The following is a 20126-nucleotide window of genomic DNA, read 5'->3' as shown; positions in this document are numbered from 1 at the left end:
TCGATACCCTCCCCAAACGACGTCGGCTCCCAAGACCACAACCAGGTCTTGGGAGCCGAAGTCACGAGAGGATCCGAATTAACCAACGGCATCCCTCACAGCGCCCGGCCCCTCACCACCTGCCGCTCCTCGCGGAGCGCCCGTCACTTCTTGCGGCGTCGGCCGCCCTTCGCCTGCTTGCGGCGCTCCGCGCGCGTGAGGCCGTCGGCCGGGGAACGCACCGGCTCGTCGTCCGTCGTGAAGTCGCCCTCGATGGTGCCGCCCTCACCGTCGACGGTCGGCGCGGAGAAGTGCAGGTTCCGCCGCTGCGGCACGTCCAGGCCCTTGGCGCGGATCTCCGGACGGCCGCCGGACTGCGCGGGCACCGCGTCCTGCGCCGCCGGCTCCTCCGGGCGGGCGTCCTCGACCGGGACCTCCTCGACCTGCTGCTCGACCTGGACCTCCAGGTTGAACAGGTAGCCGACGGACTCCTCCTTGATGCCCTCCATCATGGCCTGGAACATGTCGAAGCCCTCGCGCTGGTACTCGACCAGCGGGTCTTTCTGGGCCATCGCGCGCAGGCCGATGCCCTCCTGGAGGTAGTCCATCTCGTAGAGGTGCTCGCGCCACTTGCGGTCCAGGACCGACAGCACGACCCGGCGCTCCAGCTCACGCATGATCTCGGAGCCGAGCTGCGCCTCACGCGCCTCGTACTGCTCGCGGATGTCGTCCTTGACGGACTCGGCGATGAACTCGGCGGTGAGACCCGCCCGGTCACCGGCCGCCTCCTCCAGCTCCTCGACGGTGACCTTCACCGGGTAGAGCTGCTTGAAGGCGCCCCACAGCCGGTCCAGGTCCCAGTCCTCCGGGAAGCCCTCGGCGGTCTCCGCCTGGACATAGGCGTCGATCGTGTCGTCCATGAAGTGCTGGATCTGCTCCTGCAGGTCCTCGCCCTCCAGGACGCGGCGGCGCTCGCCGTAGATGACCTCGCGCTGCCGGTTGAGGACCTCGTCGTACTTCAGGACGTTCTTACGGGTCTCGAAGTTCTGCGTCTCGACCTGCGACTGGGCGGACGCGATCGCGCGCGTGACCATCTTGTTCTCGATCGGCACGTCGTCCGGGACGTTCGCCATCGACATCACGCGCTCGACCATCTGGGCCTTGAACAGGCGCATCAGGTCGTCGCCGAGCGACAGGTAGAAGCGGGACTCGCCCGGGTCGCCCTGGCGGCCCGAACGACCGCGCAGCTGGTTGTCGATACGGCGCGACTCGTGCCGCTCGGTGCCCAGCACGTACAGGCCGCCGAGCCTCTCGACCTCTTCCTTCTCGGCCTTGACCGCCGCCTCGGCCCGCTTGAGCGCCTCGGGCAGGGCCTGCGCCCACTCCTCGATGTGCTCCTCGGGGTCGAGTCCGCGCTGGCGCAGCTCCGCCTCGGCGAGGTCCTCGGGGTTGCCGCCGAGCTTGATGTCCGTACCGCGGCCGGCCATGTTGGTGGCCACCGTCACGGAGCCCTTGCGGCCGGCCTGGGCGACGATCTGCGCCTCACGGTCGTGCTGCTTGGCGTTCAGCACCTCGTGCTGGATGCCGCGCTTGCTGAGCTGCTGCGAGAGGTACTCGGACTTCTCCACCGAGGTGGTGCCGACGAGGATCGGCTGCCCCTTGCGGTGCTTCTCCTCGATGTCGTCGACGACCGCCTCGAACTTGGCGACCTCGGTGCGGTAGATCAGGTCCGACTGGTCCTTGCGGATCATCGGCCGGTTCGTCGGGATCGGGACCACGCCGAGCTTGTAGATCTGCTGGAACTCGGCGGCCTCGGTCATCGCCGTACCGGTCATGCCGGCGAGCTTGTTGTAGAGGCGGAAGAAGTTCTGGAGGGTGATCGTGGCGAGCGTCTGGTTCTCGTCCTTGATCTCCACCCCTTCCTTCGCCTCGATCGCCTGGTGCATGCCCTCGTTGTAGCGGCGGCCGGCGAGGATACGGCCGGTGTGCTCGTCGACGATCATGACTTCGCCGTCGATGACGACGTAGTCCTTGTCCTTCTTGAAGAGTTCCTTCGCCTTGATGGCGTTGTTCAGGTAGCCGACGAGCGGGGTGTTCACCGACTCGTAGAGGTTGTCGATGCCCAGCCAGTCCTCGACCTTGGCGACGCCGGACTCGTGGATGGCGACCGTGCGCTTCTTCTCGTCGACGTCGTAGTCGCCGGTCTCCTCGATGCCCTTCAGGGGGTTGCCGGCCTCGCCGCGCTTGAGGCGCGTGACCAGCTTCGCGAAGTCGGCGTACCACTTGGTGGCCTGGTCGGCCGGGCCGGAGATGATCAGCGGTGTACGGGCCTCGTCGATGAGGATGGAGTCGACCTCGTCGACGATGGCGTAGTTGTGGCCGCGCTGGACCAGCTCGTCCTTGGACCACGCCATGTTGTCGCGCAGGTAGTCGAAGCCGAACTCGTTGTTCGTGCCGTACGTGATGTCGCACGCGTACTGCTCGCGGCGCTGGGCCGGCGTCATGTTGGCGAGGATGCAGCCGACGTCCAGGCCCAGGAACTTGTGGACGCGGCCCATCATCTCGGAGTCGCGCTCGGCCAGGTAGTCGTTGACCGTGACGATGTGCACGCCTTCGCCGGAGATCGCGTTCAGGTAGGCGGGCAGCGTGCCGACGAGCGTCTTGCCCTCACCGGTCTTCATCTCGGCCACGTAGCCCATGTGCAGGGCGGCGCCGCCCATCAGCTGGACGTCGTAGTGCCGCTGGCCGAGGACGCGCTTGGCGGCCTCCCGGACGGTGGCGAAGGCCTCGGGCAGCAGGTCGTCCAGGCTCTCGCCGTCTGCGTACCGCTGCTTGTACTCATCGGTGAGGGCCCGCAGCTCGGCGTCGGAGAGGTCGACGAAGTCCTCTTCGATGGAGTTGACCTGGTCCGCGATGCGGTGCAGCTTGCGCAGGATCTTGCCTTCGCCTGCACGCATGATCTTCGAGAGGACGGACACGGGGGTTGGTCTCCTTGCCGGTCGGGCCTGGGACGGTCGGTTTCCGTTTTGACGTACTGAGCAACGGCCATCGTATGCGAGGACCCGGGCGCGCCGGGAGGCCTGGCGGCACGGCGACCGTGAGGCGCCTTGCGTCTGTCTTTGTCTGCTTCTTCTGGCGGCTTCGGCTTGAACAACGTCCGGGGTCCTCGGATGGTGCCGCGTCCCGCCCGGGATGTGCGCGAAATGTGATCATGTATTCACCCAGCGCGACTGCGGCCGAATGCCGTGGCGCCCGCGGGGGCGAGTGAGCAGAATCGGCCGATGGAACCCGTCACGCTGATTACCGACCGCCTGCTGCTGCGCGCGGTCGGCCCGCAGGACACCGACGCCGTGTACGCCGCCGCCCAGGAACCCGACATCCAGCGCTACACCACGGTGCCCTCTCCGTATCTTCCCGAGCACGCGCGGAGCTTCACCGAGCAGCAGGTGCCCGACGGCTGGGCGAACGACTCGGCGTTCACCTTCGGCCTCTTCCTCCCCACCGGTCGGCTGGTGGGCATGCTCGGCATCTCCATGCGGTCCCCGGGCACCGCCGAGATCGGCTTCTGGGCCGCCAAGGAGCACCGCGGCCGGGGCTACGTCGGGGAGGCCTCGCTCGCCGCCGCCCGCTGGGCGTTCACCGAGCTGCGGATCGACCGCCTGGAGTGGCGAGCGGAGGTCGGCAACCACGCCTCCCGCGCGGTCGCGGAACGGGCGGGCTTCACCGTCGAGGGCACCCTGCGCTCCGCCCTGATCCACCGCGGCGCACGGCGCGACTGTTGGGTCGGTTCGCTGCTCCCGTCGGACCTGGGGCTGCCGTCCGCAGCGCCGTACCTGCCCGCTCCCGCGTACTCCGTAGCGAGTTCCCGCAGCTCGGGGCGCGCTGTCAGTGCCACCTCGTATCGTGCGGAGTCATGACGACCCTCGCGCGCCCCAGCACGGACATCTCGGCAGACGACGCACGCCGTATCGCCCTGCGGGCGCAGGGGTTCCTCGGCGCCCCCGACCGGCGCGCCGGGGTCCGCGGTGTGCTCAGGCGGCTCGGCGCGGTCCAGCTCGACACCATTTCGGTCCTCGCCCGCTCCCACGAACTCGTCCCGTACGCGCGCCTGGGCGCCGTGGGCCGCAAGACCGTCGAGCGCGCCTACTGGCAGGACGGCGCGTCGGCGGCCGGGCCGCACGCCTTCGAGTACTGGTCGCACGCCGCGTGCATCCTGCCCGTCGAGGAGTGGCCCCACTTCGCCTTCCGTCGCCGCGCCTACCGCGCCCGCCCGCACTGGCACCACGAACTCCCGGACGGCGTCTACGAGCAGGTCATCAAGCAGCTGCGCGCCGAAGGCCCCCTGACGGCCACGGAGCTGGGCGGCGCCAAGAAGACCAACGACTGGTGGGACTGGTCGGGCACGAAGGTCGCCGTCGAGCGGGCCCTGATGTACGGCGAGGTGGTGTGCGTCGAGCGCCGCGGCTGGAAGCGCGTGTACGACCTCGCCGAGCGCGCCATCCCGGACGCCCTGCTGCACGACGAGCTGGACGACACCGAGTGCCTGCGCCGTCTGGTCCGCCTGGCCGGCCAGGCGCTGGGCGTCGGCACGCGCGCGGACATCGCCGACTACCACCGCCTCAAGGGCGAGCAGGTCGACGCGGTGATCGCGGACTCGGGCCTGGTCCCGGTGACGGTGGCGGGCTGGGGCAAGCCGGCCTGGGCGGACCCGGCGGCGCTGGAGTCGGCGCCGCGCGGCCGGCACCGCACCACGCTGCTGTCCCCGTTCGACTCCCTGATCTGGGAGCGGGCTCGCACGGAGCGGATCTTCGGCTTCACCCACCGCCTGGAGGCCTACGTCCCCAAACCGAAGCGGGTGTACGGCTACTTCGCGATGCCGGTCCTGGTCGGCGGCCGGCTCGTCGGCCGGGTCGACCCGGCCCGTGAGGGCCGCACGCTGGTGGCCCGGCAGGTCACGCTGGAGGGCCCGAAGGCGGTCCCCGGGGTGGCGCAGGCCCTTGTCGAGGCGGCGAGCTGGGTGGACTGCACGGACGTGCGCGTGGAGCGGGTCGACGCGCCGGACCTGCGCGAGCCCCTCACCCGGGAACTCGCCCGGCTGCTCGCCTGAGCCTCACCGGATCTCGAGGATCTTCTCCCGCATCGCGTACACCACGGCCTCCATCCTGGAATGCAGCTGAAGCTTCTCCAGGATGTTGCGCACGTGGTTCTTCACGGTGTTCTCGGAGATGAACAGCTCCTTGGCGATGTCCCTGTTGTTCATCCCCGTGGCGACGAGTTTCAGCACTTCCAGCTCGCGGTCGGTGAGCCGGGGCGCGGGCACGAGGCGGCGCTCGTCCGTCCGCTGGATCATCGACTTGAACTCCGTGAGCAGCTTCGACGCCATGGACGGGCTGATCTGCGACTGCCCGTCGGCCACCGCGCGAATGGCGGTGGCCACCTCGTCCGTGGAGATCTCCTTCAGGAGATAGCCCGTCGCGCCCGCCTTGATCGCGTCGTAGAGGTCGGCTTCCTCGTCGCTTATCGTCAGCATGATGATCTTTGCGCTGGGTGCGACCTCCTTGATGGAGGTGCACGCCTCGATGCCGCCGCGCTTCGGCATCCGTACGTCCATCAGCACGATGTCGGGCAGCAGATCGGCGGCCTTCTCGACGGCCTCGGCGCCGTCCCCCGCCTCGCCGACGACCTGGATGTCCTCCTCGGCGGCGAGCACGATCTCCAGGCCACGGCGGAACAGGGCGTGGTCGTCCACGACCAGGACTCTGATCGGCTCCTTGCGTGAGGTGCCCTCGGCCGGGCTCGTGCCGACGACGCTGTCGTCGGCGTCCTCGGTACGCATCGGTCCGAAGCTGTCCGCCATCGTTCCTCCCCCTGAAGGCTGCGGCCCGTCGTCCTGAGCCATCGCCAACCCAAGGCAACCGCCCACCGGTTGGGCCGTTGCCGCCATGATTCCATGCCGGGACGACACTGCGGTGACAGTGCGGGGGGCGCGCAGCGGGCGCACACCTCGCACACCGGTGCCCCTGGGAGCGCACACGCGCTCCAGGGGCACCGCCCGCTCCTGTTGCCCGGCGAGGTCAGCCGCCGAGCGATCCGCCCGCGTCGGGTGAGGGCGCCTGCGTGACCATGGGGTCCGTCCTGAGGTGGATCACGCCGTAGTCGTAGGCGTGCCGCCGGTAGACGACGGCCGGCTCCTTGGTGTCGGAGTCGATGAACAGATAGAAGTCGTGCCCGACCAGTTCCATCTCGTAGAGGGCCTGGTCGAGGGTCATCGGGGCGGCGACGTGGGTCTTCTCCCGGACGACCAGGGGTCCGTCACCCTGGACCTCCAGCGAGCCGATCTTCTTGGTGGGCACGGGCTCGGGCTCTTCCGGCCGGCTCGCGCCGGTGCCGTTGAGGGTGGCCGCGTCGGGGACGTGGTCGGCGACTTCAGCGGCCGTGAGGCGGCGCGCGCCGCGCCGGGAGTACCGCTTGTCGTGCTGCTTGCGCAGCCGGGCGTCCAGCTTCTCCGCCGCCAGGTCGAGCGCCGCGTACGGGTCGCTCGCCGCTGCCTCTGCCCTGATCACCGGCCCCCGGGAGCGGAGCGTGATCTCCACTCGGTCACAGCGGTCGGCCTGTCGGGGGTTGGGCTCCTTGGACACCTCGACGTCGAGGCTGATCACCTTGCCATCGAGCTTCTGGATCTTCTCCAGCTTCAGCTTCTCGGCCACGTGCTTGCGGAACCGCTCGGGCACCTCGGTCTTGCGGCCCTTGACGACGATGTCCACGCAGAACTCCGTTCCCGGATCGCTCCGCTGCGGTGCGGAGCATCTCCCTTTCGCACCAGGCTCCGGCGGAACCCGGAGCCTCGGACTCGGTGACTTCCACCTCCTCCCCCATGCGAGATCTGCACCCCACCGGCACGGGGAATTGTGGAAATTCCGTGCACGGCATTCGGTTATGAGAGGTGTGGCCTGCGGCTTTCCCTCACAACCGAACATATCTCGCTCGGGCGGATGTCGTCACCCTCTACCGCCGCGTACCTCCGTTCCGGTGAATTGACTCTGTTATCACCTGCAACGATGCAAGTTCTCAGTCAGTTCCGGTGTAATTCGAAAGAATCTGGCGATGCCGCGATCACAGCCGCGCGGATCACGTTCCCTGCGCGGTTCATCCCGGCCATTCGCGGGCCCTCAGGGGACCCGTGCGTCCTCTCCTGTGCTCCCGACTTCCGTTCCTCACTGCCTTCCCATCTCACTCGCGCGTACACCGGCGACACGGCGCACGACTCCAGTTCGGTCGATCCCCCGGACGGGACGGCCCCGCTCCGGCCGGGGCGCGGTGCCGTCCCGCCCCGGTACGGATCGGACGCCCGTGTGTGCCGGTGCGCCTCGCATGCGCGCCCGTCCCGGCGGGCAGCGGGTGCCCGCCCCGCCGCCTCCCGTACGGCTCGCGCCGCCTCCGTGAGGGACGCACCCGTGGTCATCAGGTCGTCGACGAGCACGACCCGGCCGTCGGCGAGCAGCCTGGCGCCGTCGGCCACGACGCTCAGCGCACCCGCCAGATTCGCCATGCGCTGCCGGGAGTCGAGCCCCGACTGGTCGGCCACGGCACGCCGTTGACGCAGCACCGCGACCATGCGCGCCGGCGTCCCGGCCCGCCGCAGCTCGGCCGCCGCCGCGAGCGCGATCCGCCGTACCGGATCGTGCCCGCGCGCCCGCACGGCCCCGGCGGCGGACGGCACGGGAACGAGCAGCACCGGGATCCCCGGCTCCGCCGCCCCCGCGTCCTCCAGCCCCGCCCGCACCGCTCCCGCCAGAGCCGTACCGAGCGGGCGGGCGAGTGCCAGGGCGCCGCGCTCCTTGTGGGCCAGCAGCACGGCCCGCACTTCGTCCGCGTACCGGGCAGCCGCGTGCACCACCGGCAGCCCGGGCGGCTCCGGCACCGGTCGCACCCGGCTCGGTGCGGCCCCACTCAGGGCGGCACGGCACTCCGGGCAGAGCACCGTGCGAGGCATTCCGCAGCCTCCGCACTCGGCCGGCAGCACCAGGTCGGTGAGGTCCTGCCACCACCCCCGCATGACCACCACTGTGCCAAGCACGACGGAACCGGGCCACCCCTGTGGACAACCACCTGTGGAAAACTCCGGGCGTATGCCTGTGGATGCGGCTGCGGGCCCGGCGCGGGTCAACTCCGGATGTCCGGCACCGGCTTGGGGCGCGAAGCCGCGTCCCGGCGTCGCGGCAGGCCGGGGGGCCGGGAGGCCAGCGGGCCAGGGGGCCGGGAGGCCAGGAAGCCAGGAGGCCGTCAGACCGGCAGACCCCCACACCACCGCCACCGCCACCACCACCGGCCACCCGGACGAACACTCACCCCGGATAAACCGGCGCCGTCCCCTCCGTCACCTTCTGCCACTGCGCCCCCGACGGCAGCCGTACGATCCCGTCCTCCGAGTTCGCCACCAACGGCAGGCCGTCGTCCTGGGACGCGGCGATCTCCTCCACACCGGTCAGCGCGGCGGGCGCCTGTTCCTCGGGGGTGGAGCCGTCGCTCTGGACGTACCGCATCTGCTGCACGCCGCCCTCCTCGCGCCCGACCACCACGAGTCGGCTGTCACCGGCCCACGACATCGCCGTGACCTCCTCCAGCGCGGGGGTCGCGGAACGCAGTTCCAGGACGGTGACCGCAGGCCGCTCGTCGGACTTCTCGCCCCGTTCGATCCGCCCGATGAGCAGGGACCGCTTGCCGTCCTTCTCCACGACGAGCGCGATCCGCACCCCGTCGGCGGCCACGCGAAGGGCCCGGATCCGTCCGTCGAGGCCGGACGTCTCCACCTCGACCGGCTCGCCGGCGCCCTTCTCGAGCAGCAGCAGCCGTGGCTCGTCGGGATCACGGTCGGCCACCCACAGGTCTCCGCGCGCGTCCCAGCTCGGCGCCGTCAGCCGGTCGTCCTCGGTCTTGCCCCGGCTGCGCAGCACGGGCTCGCCGAGCGAACCGCCCGTCACCAGCGACCCGACGTACAGCGATCTGCCGTCGATGCTCACCCCGGCCGCGGTGCGCTCGTCGCGGGAGACGGCCGCCGTTCGCAGCGCGGTGCCGCCCTCGCCGAGCGCGCCCGGCACCGGTTCGGCCTTGGTGGCGCCGGTCCCGGCGGGCAGCCGCACCAGCCGGTCGTCGCCGTCGACGAAGTACAGGTAGTCGGGGTGCTGCAACGAGCCCAGCGCGGCGACCGCCTCGACCCGGTCCTCGTGCAGCGAGCACAGGTGCTTCTTGCCCGACCGCAGTTCCACCTCGTCCACCGTGGGCGTGAGGTTCTGCAGCGTGAACAGCATCTGGGCCGCCATCTCGTCGCACTTGCCCGGGCCCACCCGGGCCGCCCGGGCGTTCAGCGGCACGGTCAGCTTGTTCTGGTCGTCGGGCGTCAGCGCCCCGGCGTCCTTGTGCAGATCGGTGCCCGTCGGAAAACTCGACCTGACCACGGGACCGAGCCAGGCCGTCGGGCCGTTGAGCAGCGAGCGCACCATCTGCGTCATCGGGTCCACGCGCCGGCGCACGTACACGGGATCGGCCACGGCCGCCGACTGCGCGCTCTCCCCGTCCTCGGCGTTCGACGCGAAGTAGTACTTGTTGGCCGACATGTAGTTGCGCTGGAAGTCCGACCTGCCCATCACGACGCCCTGCGGCAGCGCGTCGATCCGCCACTGCCCGCTCTTGCGGTCCTTCTTCAGGTGCACCGGCCTGCTGTACGAGCCGGTGACGGGCACGTACGACTGCTGCGCGTCCACCGTGGCGACCTTGCTGCCGTACATCGTGAACGCGAACTCGTCGCTGTTCTCACGGCTGCCCACGGGGTCGGCCGTGGTCTCCGGCGCGTCCGCCAGCACCGTCGTGGACAACTCGGGACGCCAGGTGCGCGCCGCGTCGGCGGTGAGGTACTTGCTGGCCGTTTCGTAGTTCGGGTCGTCGCTGGTCAGCGCCTCCAGGAAGCCCTGCACGATCTCGGAGGGCGAGGCGTTGTCGTGCGGCGGCATGGCGAACACCCGCACCTGCGTGTCCTGCCGCGGCGTGGACTCCACGCCCCGCAGGTCTCCGCTGTCGGGCATGGAGGCGCACCCCGTCAGCAGCACGGCACCGCACACGGCGTACGCCATCGCGCGTCCCGGCTGCCGGCGGCCGCCCCCCACGCGGTCAGCGCCCACGGCTTGCCTCCCCTTGCCTGCGCAGCTCCTGCGCCCCACCGTCCGGCCGGGCAGCGGCCCCGCTCCGCGCGGTACCCGTGGCGGGCCTGCCGTCGTCCTCGTGGACGTCCTGGTGTACGTCGTCGTGCACGCCGTCGGGGCCGGGCCTCTCGGCCTCGGAGGGCACCTTGCCCGCCCCCTCGCGCGGGCCGGCGTCCGGGACCTCACGCGGGCCGGCGTCCGAGACCGCCGACAGGCCCGCGTCCGGAACCCCCGGCGTACCCGAGGCGCCCGCACCCGGCGCCCCCGCCCGCGGCACCACGCGCGCGCCATTGCCGGGCAGCGCGGTCGGGTCGGCCGTGGGTGCCACGGCGGACCGGCGCTGCCCGATCGGGTCGCGGGCGGAACCCGCGCTCCCCTGGTGCGCCGGCGGCCGTGCGGGCACGGTGGCGCTCTTGTCGCCGTCCCCGCCGCCGCGCGGCAGACCGGCGTCGTCGAGACCGCGGTTGCGCCGCGAGTCGGTGGGCTCCAGCGGGATCGGCGAGCCCCGCAGCGGCTCGTCGGCGGTCCTCGGCAGCGTCAGTCGGAACTGCGAGCCGCCACCGGGCTCGCCCCAGGCCTGCAGCCAGCCGCCGTGCAGCCGCGCGTCCTCCAGGGCGATGGACAGCCCCAGTCCCGTACCGCCCGTGGTACGCGCGCGTGCCGGGTCGGCACGCCAGAAGCGGCTGAACACGCGCGTGGCCTCACCGGGCTTGAGCCCGACGCCGTAGTCACGCACCGCGACGGCCACCGCGCCGCCCGCGGCGGCCAGCTTCACCACGACGTCCCGGCCCTCGCCGTGCTCGACGGCGTTGACGACGAGGTTGCGCAGGACCCGCTCCACGCGCCGCGCGTCGGCCTCGGCGACGACGGGCTGCTGGTCGCCGACGACCCGGATCCGCGAGCCCTTGCGCTCGGCGAGCGGCTCCGCGCCGCTGACCACCCGGCGGACGACGTCACGGAGGTCTATCGGCTCGGCCTCCAGCGCCGCGGCGCCCGCGTCGAAGCGGCTGATCTCCAGCAGGTCGGCGAGCAGCGACTCGAACCGGTCCAGTTGGTCGGCGAGCAGTTCCGCCGACCGCGCGGTCACCGGGTCGAAGTCCTCCCGCGCCTCGTGGATGACGTCGGCGGCCATCCGCACCGTCGTCAGCGGCGTACGCAGCTCGTGCGACACGTCCGAGACGAACCGGCGCTGCATCCGCGACAGGTCCTCCAGCTGGTTGATCTTCAGCTGGAGATTCTGCGCCATCTTGTTGAAGGCCTCGCCGAGCCGCGCGATGTCGTCCTCGCCGGTGACTTTCATACGTTCCTGGAGCCGCCCGGCGGACAGCCGCTCGGCGATGCTCGCCGCCATCCGTACGGGCGTGACGACCTGCCGCACCACGAGCCAGGCGATCGCCCCGAGGAGGACGACGACGAACAGCCCGGCCGTCGCGAGCGTGCCCTTGACCAGGCTGAGCGACTTCTCCTCCTGGGTGAGCGGGAAGAGGTAGTACAGCTGGTACGGGTCGCGGTTCGGGTCGTTGACCTGCTTGCCGATGACCAGCGCCGGCTGGGATTCCTTGCCGGTGCTGGGGTTGTAGACGATGCGGGTGTAGCTCTGCGCGGCACTCGTACTGCGGTCGATCCGCTCGCGCAGATCCTCCGGGACGCTCGCGGTGGGGTCCACGCCGCCGGAGGCGCGCGGCCCGCGTCCGCCGGTGTTGCTCTCCGCGCCGGACGGCGGGAGGGTCACCACGTCGAAGGCGCCCTGACCGCCGCTGGACAGCGAATAGACGAGGTCGCTCATCCACTGGATCACGTTCTGCGCGGAACGCCCGTCCGGGGTGGTCGCGTCGTCGGCGGGCCCGCTCGCGGTCTCCTCCGCCTTCTGCCTGGCCACCGCGAAACCGCCCGTGGCCTGGCTCTGCGACGCCTTGACCTTGGCGTCCAGCAGGCCGTTGCGGACCTGCCCGATGACCACGAAGCCCAGCAGCAGGACGACGCCCAGCGACATCAGCAGCGTGGTGACGACGACCTTGAGCTGGATGTTGCGCCGCCACAGCCGTATGACCGGCAGCAGGGGCCGGCGTATCCAGCGCAGCAGCAGACGGACGACCGGGCTGCCCTGCACCCCGCCCTGGAGCAGCCCGCCCTCCAGGAACCGGTCCCAGCGGGAACCCGGCGTCTTCCGGCCGACAGGCCGCTCCGCGCGGGCTCCGGAACGGCCCGACGCCGAAGCGGCACTGTCATTGGACATGTCAGCTCGGTCCTGCCTTGTACCCGACACCGCGGACGGTCACCACGATCTCGGGCTTCTCCGGGTCCTTCTCCACCTTGGAACGCAGCCGCTGCACATGGACGTTCACCAGACGGGTGTCCGCCGCGTGCCGGTAACCCCAGACCTGCTCCAGCAGGACCTCCCGGGTGAACACCTGCCACGGCTTGCGCGCCAGCGCCACCAGCAGGTCGAACTCCAGCGGCGTCAGCGCGATCGACTGCCCGTCCCGCTTCACGGAGTGACCGGCCACATCGATGACGAGGTCACCGATGGAGAGCTGCTCGGGAGCCGGCTCCTCCGACCTCCGCAGCCGCGCCCGGATGCGGGCGACCAGCTCCTTCGGCTTGAACGGCTTCACGATGTAGTCGTCGGCGCCCGACTCCAGGCCCACGACGACGTCCACGGTGTCGCTCTTCGCCGTGAGCATCACGATCGGCACCCCGGACTCCGCCCTGATCAGACGGCACACCTCGATACCGTCCCGGCCGGGCAGCATCAGGTCCAGGAGCACCAGATCGGGCTTGGTCTCACGGAAAGCGGCCAGCGCCTTGTCGCCGTCGGCTACGAAAGACGGCTCAAAACCTTCACCACGCAGCACGATGCCGAGCATCTCGGCAAGTGCGGTGTCGTCGTCGACGACAAGGACTCGTCCCTTCATAAACGACATCATCCCATTAGCTAATCGTTACCTGGCGTGACCTGGCACACAGCTCGCCCAGCGCCTCGGCCGTCACGGGCGACACGACGCCCTCCTCCGTGACGATCGCGGTCACCAGCTCGGGCGGCGTCACGTCGAACGCCGGGTTGTACGCCTGCGTCCCCAGGGGCGCCACCGGAATCCCGCCCCCCGCTCCGGTCACCGGCACCTGAGGTGCTGTGATCTCAGTCACCTCGTAGCCAGGGCGCTGCTCGACCTCGATGGACGCGCCGTCCGGCGTGTCCGGGTCCACCGTCGTCACCGGCGCCACCACGATGAACGGCACATGGTGGTACCGCGCGAGCACCGCGAGCGGATAGCTCCCCACCTTGTTCGCCACCGACCCGTCGGCCGCGATGCGGTCCGCCCCGATGAGCACCGCGTCCACCTCCCCGGCGGCGAACAGCGAGCCCGCCGCGTTGTCCGTGAGGAGCGTGTACGCCATCCCGCTGCGGGCCGCCTCGTACGCCGTCAGGCGGGCACCCTGCAGCAACGGGCGCGTCTCGTCCACCCACAGCCGCCTGAGCCGCCCGGCCCGGTGCGCCGCGAGCGCCACCGCGAACGCCGTCCCCTCCCCGCCCGACACCAGCGCACCGGTGTTGCAGTGCGTCAGAATCCGGTGCCCGCCGGCCGGCAGCAACTCGTCCAGCAGCGCCAGGCCGTGCTGCGCCATCCGGGCGCTGGCCTCGGCGTCCTGCTCGTGCAGCTGCCGCGCCGCGGCCAGTGCCGCCTCGGCCGCCTGATCGATGCTCCCGCCCCGCGCCAGTGCGGCCTCGTGGGCGGCCCGGGCCCGGCGCACGCCGACGGCCAGGTTCACCGCTGTCGGGCGGGCGCCCGCCAGGACGTTCGCCGCCTCGTTCACGTCGTAGCCCCGTGCGGCGGCGAGCGCGACGCCGTACGCGCCCGCGATGCCGAGCAGCGGCGCTCCGCGCACCGCCAGCGACTGGATCGCGTCGACCAGGGCCGACGCATCCGTGCAGACGAGTTCGACCTCCTCTGCCGGCAGCCTCGTCTGGTCGAGAAGGACCAGTACGGGACCTTCGGGTGGTTCCTCCCAGCGGATCGCGGGTGTCTCGGTCGGCCGTTTGTCCTCGCCTGAGTGCGCGTGCTGATCAGCCATGCCGTCAGTCTGCCCCCTGAGACGCGAACAATTGAAGGTATGCAGCTCATGCCGCTGCCGGTCACCCGATGACCACCCCATGGCACGATGGCTGCCAACCTGCCGCCGCAACCGCGGACGGGCACTGTGAAGGAGCGACGATGAATGACACTCCGGGCTGGGCTTCGCCCGGATCCACCTCGCCCGAGGGGCAGGAGCCCGGCGCGTCCGGCCCCGCCGAACCCACCGACCGGCCCGGCCCCGCACAGCCCGCGGACCAGCCCGGCCAGGAGCCGCAGGGCCCCGGCACGAAGTGGTCGAAGGAACAGCCGCCACCGGCCCAGTGGTCCGCTCCCACCGGCCCCGCGGCACCCGGCCAGACCCCACCGCCCCCACCACCCGGCCCCGGAGGCTGGGGACCCCCGCCCCCCGGCGGCCAAGGCGGCCACCACGGCGGATACGGCGGCCCCGCCGGCCACGGCGCCTGGGGCAGCGGCTGGGGCGGTCCCCCGCCCGCGGCCAAGCCCGGCGTGATCCCGCTGCGCCCGCTGGGCGTGGGCGAGATCCTCGACGGCGCCGTCTCCACCATGCGCACCTACTGGCGCACCGTCCTCGGCATCTCGCTGACCGTCGCCGTCCTCACCGAGATCGTCGTCGTCCTGCTCCAGGGCCTCGCTCTGGACAGCACCAGCACCGACGCGCTCAACGACCCCGAGGCCACCGCCGGCGAACTGGGCCGCGCCATGCGCGACACCATGCTCAACACCGGCGTCGTCTTCCTGGTGTCCCTCGTCGGCACCGTCGTGGCCACCGCCCTCCTCACGACCGTCACCAGCCGCGCCGTGCTCGGCAGGCCGGTCACCATCGGCGAGGCGTGGCGCGACGCCCGGCCGCAGGTACCGAAGCTTTTCGGCCTGATCCTGATGCTTCTCCTCATCGCCTTCGGCATCGTCGCGGTCGGCGCCCTGCCCGGCCTCTTCGTGATCCTCGCGGGCGGCGACGAGGCGGGGGCCGCACTGACCGTCCTCGGCATCCTCGGCGCCGGAGTCGTCGCGCTCTGGCTGATGATCCGCTTCTCGCTGGCCTCCCCGGCCCTGATGCTGGAGAAGCAGGGCATCAAGAAGGCCCTGGGCCGCTCCGCCAAGCTGGTCCGCGGCTCCTGGTGGCGGGTCTTCGGCATCCAGCTGCTCGCCACGATCATCGCGAACGTCGTCGCGTCCATCGTGGTCATCCCCTTCACCTTCCTCGCCGCCGCCCTCAGCGGAGACGGCGTCTCCGGCTTCCTCACCGGCGGCGGCGATTTCGGCTGGACCTTCCTCATCGTCAGCGGCATCGGCTCCGTGATCGGCTCGATGGTCACCTTCCCGATCAGCGCCGGCGTGACCGTGCTCCTCTACATCGACCAGCGCATCCGCCGCGAAGCCCTCGACCTCGAACTGGTCCGCGCCGCCGGAGCCCGGGACCACGGCTCCGACGCCACCCCGGGGAGCTGATGCGGTGAGTTCCGCGGGGGGAGTTCTCACAACAGCGCTGTCACGCACCGGCGCGGGCACACTGCTGCGCTCCGGCGACGAGCCGCCCGTCACCCTCCCGCGCGACCCCGCGCGGGAGGCGGCACAGCGCGAGCTGTCCAAGCGCATGTACCACGAGAACGACCCCAGCCTCTTCCAGCGCGCCCTGAACGCGTTCTGGGACTGGGTCGACCGCCTCTTCGGCGCCGCCTCGACGGCCACCCCGGGGGGCACGCTCGGCCTGCTCGTCGTCATCGGGGCCGTTCTCGCCGTCCTGGCCGCCCTGTGGTGGCGGCTCGGCACCCCCCGGCGCCAACCCGCCTCCGCCCCCGCCCTGTTCGACGACCGCCCCCGCAGCGCCGCCGAACACCGCGCCGCGGCCGAGGCGCACGCCGCCCAGGGCCACTGGAACCAGGCCGTCCAGGAACGCATGCGCGCCATCGTCCGCGCCCTCGAAGAGCGCGCCCTCCTCGACGTCCGCCCGGGCCGCACCGCCGACGAGGCGGCCTCGGACGCCGGCCGGGCCCTGCCCGCCCACACCGACCGGCTGCGCGCCGCCGCCCGGGACTTCGACGACGTGACGTACGGCGGACGCGCGGGCACCGAGCAGTCGTACCGCCGCATCGCGGAACTCGACCGCGACCTCGAGCGCACCAAGCCGGCACTGGCGACCACGAGCAGCCGCAGCAACGACACCACCGACCACAACACCCGCCAGGGAGCCGCCGGATGACGACCGGGGCCGCCCCTCCGTCCACCTCGGCCTCCCCCACCGCCCGCCAGGTGTGGACCCGCGCGCGGGGCGTCGCGCTCGCCGTCGTGCTGCTGCTCGCGGCGGCCGTCGCACTCGCCGTGCTCCGCTCCGACGCCCACCGCGGGGAGCTCGACCCGCGCTCCGCCGACCCCAGGGGCAGCCGTGCCGTCGCCGAACTCCTCGCCGACCGCGGCGTGACCACGCGCGTGGTCACCACCCTCGACCAGGCCCGCAGAGCCGTCGCCCCCGACACCACACTCCTGGTCACCGAACCCGACCTGCTGACCGAGCATCAGCAGGACCGCCTGCGCTCGTCCTTCGCCGGCGCCAGCGGCCGGACCGTCCTCGTCGCCCCCGGCGGCGCCTCCGTCGAACGGCTCGCGCCCGGCGTCACCGCAGACCCCGCCACCAGCTTCGATTCCACGCTGGACCCCGGCTGCTCGCTGCCCGCCGCCCGCCGCGCCGGCAGCGCCGACACCGGCGGCGTCCGCTACACCACCACCCACACCGACGCCGACGCGTGCTACCCCAGTGAGGGCCTCGCCACCCTGCTGCGCATCCCGGACACCACCGCAGACGGCGACACCGTCGTCCTCGGCGCGCCCGACATCCTCCTCAACGACCGCCTCGACGACGAGGGCAACGCCTCGCTCGCCCTCCAACTCCTCGGCTCCCGCCCCCATCTGGTCTGGTACCTCCCCTCCCTCTCCGACGCCTCGGCCGCCGACCCCGACGAGCAGCGCAGTTTCTTCGACCTGCTCCCCTCCGGCTGGCTCTGGGGCACACTGCAACTCTTCATCGCGGCAGCCCTCGCCGCGCTCTGGCGGGCACGCCGACTCGGCCCCCTCGTGCCCGAAAGTCTCCCCGTGGCGATCCGCGCCTCCGAAACCGTCGAAGGCCGCGCCCGCCTCTACCGAACGGCCAACGCCCGCGACCGCGCGGCCGCCGCTCTCCGTTCCACCACCCGCATCCGCCTCGCCCCCCTCGCCGGCGTCCCCGTCGCCCAGGCGCACACGCCCGAAGCCCTGCTCCCCGCCCTCTCCGCCCACCTGCACGGCGACGGACAGTCCCTGCACGCCCTCCTCTTCGGCCCGCCACCCGGCGACGACACGGCACTCATCGCCCTCGCCGACCGACTCGACGCCCTCGAAAGTGAGGTACGCCGTCCATGATGGACCCGACCACTGACAACGCCGCGCACACCGGGGACCCGGGCGCTGCCCGCGCCGCCCTGGAGGCCCTGCGCGCCGAGATCGCCAAAGCCGTGGTCGGCCAGGACCCCGCCGTGACCGGCCTCGTCGTGGCCCTGCTCTGCCGCGGCCACGTCCTCCTCGAAGGCGTTCCCGGCGTCGCCAAGACCCTCCTCGTCCGCGCCCTCGCCTCGGCCCTCGAACTGGACACCAAGCGCGTCCAGTTCACCCCGGACCTGATGCCCAGCGACGTGACCGGCTCCCTGGTCTACGACACCCGCACCGCCCAGTTCTCCTTCCAGCCCGGCCCGGTCTTCACCAACCTGCTCCTCGCCGACGAGATCAACCGCACGCCCCCGAAAACCCAGTCGTCCCTCCTCGAAGCCATGGAGGAACGCCAGGTCACCGTCGACGGCACCCCCCGCCCCCTCCCGGACCCGTTCCTGGTCGCGGCCACCCAGAACCCGGTCGAGTACGAGGGCACCTACCCCCTCCCCGAAGCCCAGCTGGACCGCTTCCTCCTGAAGCTCACCATCCCCCTGCCCTCCCGCCAGGACGAGATCGACGTCCTCACCCGCCACGCCGAGGGTTTCAACCCGCGCGACCTGCGCGCCGCCGGCGTACGCCCCGTAGCGAACGCCGCCGACCTGGAAGCGGCCCGCACCGCGGTCGCCAAGACGACGGTCTCCCCCGAGATCACCGCCTACGTCGTGGACATCTGCCGGGCCACCCGCGAATCGCCGTCCCTCACCCTCGGCGTCTCCCCGCGAGGAGCCACCGCGCTGCTCTCGACGGCCCGCGCGTGGGCCTGGCTGACCGGCCGCGACTACGTCATCCCCGACGACGTCAAGGCCCTCGCCCTGCCCACCCTTCGCCACCGCGTCCAGCTGCGCCCGGAGGCCGAAATGGAGGGCGTCACCACCGACTCCGTCATCAACGCGATCCTCACCCACGTCCCCGTCCCCCGCTGATGGCACTCACCGGACGCACCGCGCTCCTCGCGGCCCTCGGCTCCCTCCCCGTCGGCATCTGGGACCCCAGCTGGACGGGCATCCTCGCGGTCAACGCACCCCTGGCCGTCGCCTGCGCCTGTGACTTCGCCCTCGCAGCCCCCGTACGCCACCTGCGCCTGACCCGCTCGGGCGACACCTCCGTACGCCTCGGCGACACGGCCGACGTCACCCTCACCGTCACCAACCCGTCCCGCCGGCCGCTGCGCGCCCGTCTCCGCGACGCCTGGCCGCCGAGCAGCTGGCAGCCCGGCACAGAGGTGGAAGCCTCCCGTCACCGCCTGAAGGTGCCCGCGGGCGAACGCCGTCGCGTCATGACCCGCCTACGCCCCACCCGCCGCGGCGACCGCCAGGCCCAGCGCGTCACCATCCGCTCCTACGGCCCCCTGGGTCTCTTCGCCCGCCAGGGCAGCCACCAGGTGCCGTGGACGGTACGCGTCCTGCCCCCGTTCACCAGCCGCAAGCACCTGCCCTCCAAGCTGGCCCGCCTGCGCGAACTCGACGGCCGCACCAGCGTCCTCACCCGCGGCGAAGGCACGGAATTCGACAGCCTCCGCGAGTACGTGCCCGGCGACGACACCCGCTCCATCGACTGGCGCGCCACAGCCCGCCAGACCAGCGTCGCCGTACGTACCTGGCGTCCCGAACGCGACCGCCACATCCTTCTCGTCCTCGACACCGGCCGCACCTCGGCCGGCCGCGTCGGCGACGCCCCCCGCCTCGACGCCTCCCTGGACGCGGCCCTGCTCCTGGCGGCCCTGGCCTCCCGCGCCGGCGACCGCGTCGACCTCCTGGCCTACGACCGCCGGGTCCGCGCCCTCGTCCAGGGCCGCACGGCCGGCGATGTCCTGCCCGCCCTGGTCAACGCCATGGCGACGCTCGAACCGGAGATCGTCGAAACGAACGCCCGCGGCCTCACCGCCACCGCGCTCCGCTCGGCACCGCGTCGCTCCTTGATCGTCCTGCTGACGACCCTCGACGCGGCCCCGATCGAGGAGGGCCTGCTCCCGGTCCTGCCTCAGCTCACACAACGCCATACGGTCCTGCTGGCGTCCGTGGCGGACCCACACATCGCCGGCATGGCCAAGGCCCGCGGCAGCACGGACGCCGTCTACGAGGCCGCAGCCGCCGCCCAGGCCCAGTCGGAACGCCACCGCACAGCGGAACAACTCCGCCGCCACGGCGTGACAGTCGTCGACGCCATACCGGACGACTTGGCACCGGCTTTGGCGGACGCATACCTGGCTCTGAAAGCAGCGGGACGTCTTTAAAAGACGTCCATGAAAGGGACCAGGGGGAAAACAGAAAAGGCCCACACCGTAAGGTGTGGGCCTTTCCTCAATGATTGTTCGGCGGTGTCCTACTCTCCCACAGGGTCCCCCCTGCAGTACCATCGGCGCTGTAAGGCTTAGCTTCCGGGTTCGGAATGTAAC

Annotated in this window: 15 protein-coding genes and 1 rRNA gene; 7 read left to right on the top strand and 9 right to left on the bottom strand. The window is 71.7% G+C overall.

The window, feature by feature from the left end; all coding sequences use genetic code 11:
• Nucleotides 1-143: 143 nt before the first annotated feature.
• On the bottom strand, nt 144-2957 hold the full coding sequence (gene secA, locus AB0M97_RS30160; protein ID WP_365964156.1) for a preprotein translocase subunit SecA: 2814 nt from the start codon (nt 2955-2957) through the stop codon (nt 144-146).
• Between the two features lie 303 nt (nt 2958-3260).
• On the opposite strand from secA, the gene AB0M97_RS30155 reads away from it, so the two are divergent.
• Nucleotides 3261-3896, top strand: a complete 636-nt coding sequence (locus AB0M97_RS30155) for a GNAT family protein (RefSeq protein WP_365964155.1) — start codon at nt 3261-3263, stop codon at nt 3894-3896.
• Entirely contained in the window at nt 3893-5086 is a 1194-nt protein-coding gene (locus AB0M97_RS30150) for a crosslink repair DNA glycosylase YcaQ family protein (protein ID WP_365964154.1), read from the top strand. The genes AB0M97_RS30155 and AB0M97_RS30150 overlap by 4 nt, the downstream gene beginning before the upstream one ends.
• Before the next feature lie 3 nt (nt 5087-5089).
• Here AB0M97_RS30150 and AB0M97_RS30145 read toward each other — a convergent pair whose 3' ends face one another.
• The 7 genes from AB0M97_RS30145 to mtnA form a co-directional block, all read right to left on the bottom strand.
• The gene (locus AB0M97_RS30145) at nt 5090-5836 is read right to left on the bottom strand and encodes a response regulator transcription factor (RefSeq protein WP_365964153.1); all 747 of its coding nucleotides are present in this window, start codon (nt 5834-5836) and stop codon (nt 5090-5092) included.
• Between the two features lie 217 nt (nt 5837-6053).
• Nucleotides 6054-6743: a ribosome-associated translation inhibitor RaiA gene (gene raiA, locus AB0M97_RS30140; RefSeq protein ID WP_365964152.1), complete on the bottom strand. Its 690-nt coding sequence runs from the start codon at nt 6741-6743 to the stop codon at nt 6054-6056.
• Nucleotides 6744-7051: 308 nt separating this feature from the next.
• A complete protein-coding gene (locus AB0M97_RS30135) occupies nt 7052-8035 on the bottom strand; it encodes a ComF family protein (protein WP_365964151.1) in 984 nt (327 codons plus the stop codon).
• 289 nt (nt 8036-8324) lie between these two features.
• A complete protein-coding gene (locus AB0M97_RS30130; RefSeq protein WP_365964150.1) occupies nt 8325-10154 on the bottom strand; it encodes an LpqB family beta-propeller domain-containing protein in 1830 nt (609 codons plus the stop codon).
• The gene (gene mtrB, locus AB0M97_RS30125) at nt 10144-12411 is read right to left on the bottom strand and encodes an MtrAB system histidine kinase MtrB (RefSeq protein WP_365964149.1); all 2268 of its coding nucleotides are present in this window, start codon (nt 12409-12411) and stop codon (nt 10144-10146) included. Before mtrB ends, AB0M97_RS30130 begins: the two co-directional genes overlap by 11 nt.
• Before the next feature lies 1 nt (nt 12412).
• Complete coding sequence (mtrA, locus tag AB0M97_RS30120; protein WP_365964148.1) at nt 12413-13102, bottom strand: two-component system response regulator MtrA; 690 nt, start codon at nt 13100-13102, stop codon at nt 12413-12415.
• Nucleotides 13103-13106: 4 nt separating this feature from the next.
• Nucleotides 13107-14249: an S-methyl-5-thioribose-1-phosphate isomerase gene (mtnA, locus tag AB0M97_RS30115; protein WP_365964147.1), complete on the bottom strand. Its 1143-nt coding sequence runs from the start codon at nt 14247-14249 to the stop codon at nt 13107-13109.
• A 140-nt stretch (nt 14250-14389) separates the two neighbouring features.
• Between mtnA and AB0M97_RS30110 the strand changes: the two genes are divergently transcribed.
• The 5 genes from AB0M97_RS30110 to AB0M97_RS30090 are packed head-to-tail and all read left to right on the top strand — an operon-like array spanning nt 14390 to nt 19964.
• Entirely contained in the window at nt 14390-15721 is a 1332-nt protein-coding gene (locus tag AB0M97_RS30110) for a glycerophosphoryl diester phosphodiesterase membrane domain-containing protein (RefSeq protein ID WP_365964146.1), read from the top strand.
• A gap of 37 nt (nt 15722-15758) precedes the next feature.
• Entirely contained in the window at nt 15759-16472 is a 714-nt protein-coding gene (locus AB0M97_RS30105; protein ID WP_365964158.1) for a DUF4129 domain-containing protein, read from the top strand.
• The gene (locus AB0M97_RS30100) at nt 16469-17665 is read left to right on the top strand and encodes a DUF4350 domain-containing protein (RefSeq protein ID WP_365964145.1); all 1197 of its coding nucleotides are present in this window, start codon (nt 16469-16471) and stop codon (nt 17663-17665) included. The genes AB0M97_RS30105 and AB0M97_RS30100 overlap by 4 nt, the downstream gene beginning before the upstream one ends.
• Entirely contained in the window at nt 17665-18654 is a 990-nt protein-coding gene (locus tag AB0M97_RS30095; protein ID WP_365964157.1) for a MoxR family ATPase, read from the top strand. The genes AB0M97_RS30100 and AB0M97_RS30095 overlap by 1 nt, the downstream gene beginning before the upstream one ends.
• Nucleotides 18654-19964: a DUF58 domain-containing protein gene (locus AB0M97_RS30090; protein WP_365964144.1), complete on the top strand. Its 1311-nt coding sequence runs from the start codon at nt 18654-18656 to the stop codon at nt 19962-19964. Before AB0M97_RS30095 ends, AB0M97_RS30090 begins: the two co-directional genes overlap by 1 nt.
• A 76-nt stretch (nt 19965-20040) precedes the next feature.
• Here AB0M97_RS30090 and rrf read toward each other — a convergent pair.
• A 5S ribosomal RNA gene (gene rrf / locus AB0M97_RS30085) occupies nt 20041-20126 on the bottom strand; the annotation flags it as partial.

The sequence above is a fragment of the Streptomyces sp. NPDC051207 genome, assembly GCF_040682395.1.
GTDB lineage: Bacteria > Actinomycetota > Actinomycetes > Streptomycetales > Streptomycetaceae > Streptomyces.
Note: the sequence above shows the minus strand (reverse complement) of the source record. Positions and strands in the feature narration are given on the sequence as shown.

Coding starts and splice junctions, on each gene's coding strand:
- AB0M97_RS30155 (WP_365964155.1), top strand. CDS start 3,261: ATGGAACCCGTCACGCTGATTACCGACCGCCTGCTGCTGCGCGCGGTC.
- AB0M97_RS30100 (WP_365964145.1), top strand. CDS start 16,469: ATGACGACCGGGGCCGCCCCTCCGTCCACCTCGGCCTCCCCCACCGCC.
- AB0M97_RS30095 (WP_365964157.1), top strand. CDS start 17,665: ATGGACCCGACCACTGACAACGCCGCGCACACCGGGGACCCGGGCGCT.
- mtrA (WP_365964148.1), bottom strand. CDS start 13,102: ATGATGTCGTTTATGAAGGGACGAGTCCTTGTCGTCGACGACGACACC.
- AB0M97_RS30150 (WP_365964154.1), top strand. CDS start 3,893: ATGACGACCCTCGCGCGCCCCAGCACGGACATCTCGGCAGACGACGCA.
- mtnA (WP_365964147.1), bottom strand. CDS start 14,249: ATGGCTGATCAGCACGCGCACTCAGGCGAGGACAAACGGCCGACCGAG.
- AB0M97_RS30135 (WP_365964151.1), bottom strand. CDS start 8,035: ATGCGGGGGTGGTGGCAGGACCTCACCGACCTGGTGCTGCCGGCCGAG.
- AB0M97_RS30145 (WP_365964153.1), bottom strand. CDS start 5,836: ATGGCGGACAGCTTCGGACCGATGCGTACCGAGGACGCCGACGACAGC.
- AB0M97_RS30090 (WP_365964144.1), top strand. CDS start 18,654: ATGGCACTCACCGGACGCACCGCGCTCCTCGCGGCCCTCGGCTCCCTC.
- AB0M97_RS30110 (WP_365964146.1), top strand. CDS start 14,390: ATGAATGACACTCCGGGCTGGGCTTCGCCCGGATCCACCTCGCCCGAG.
- mtrB (WP_365964149.1), bottom strand. CDS start 12,411: ATGTCCAATGACAGTGCCGCTTCGGCGTCGGGCCGTTCCGGAGCCCGC.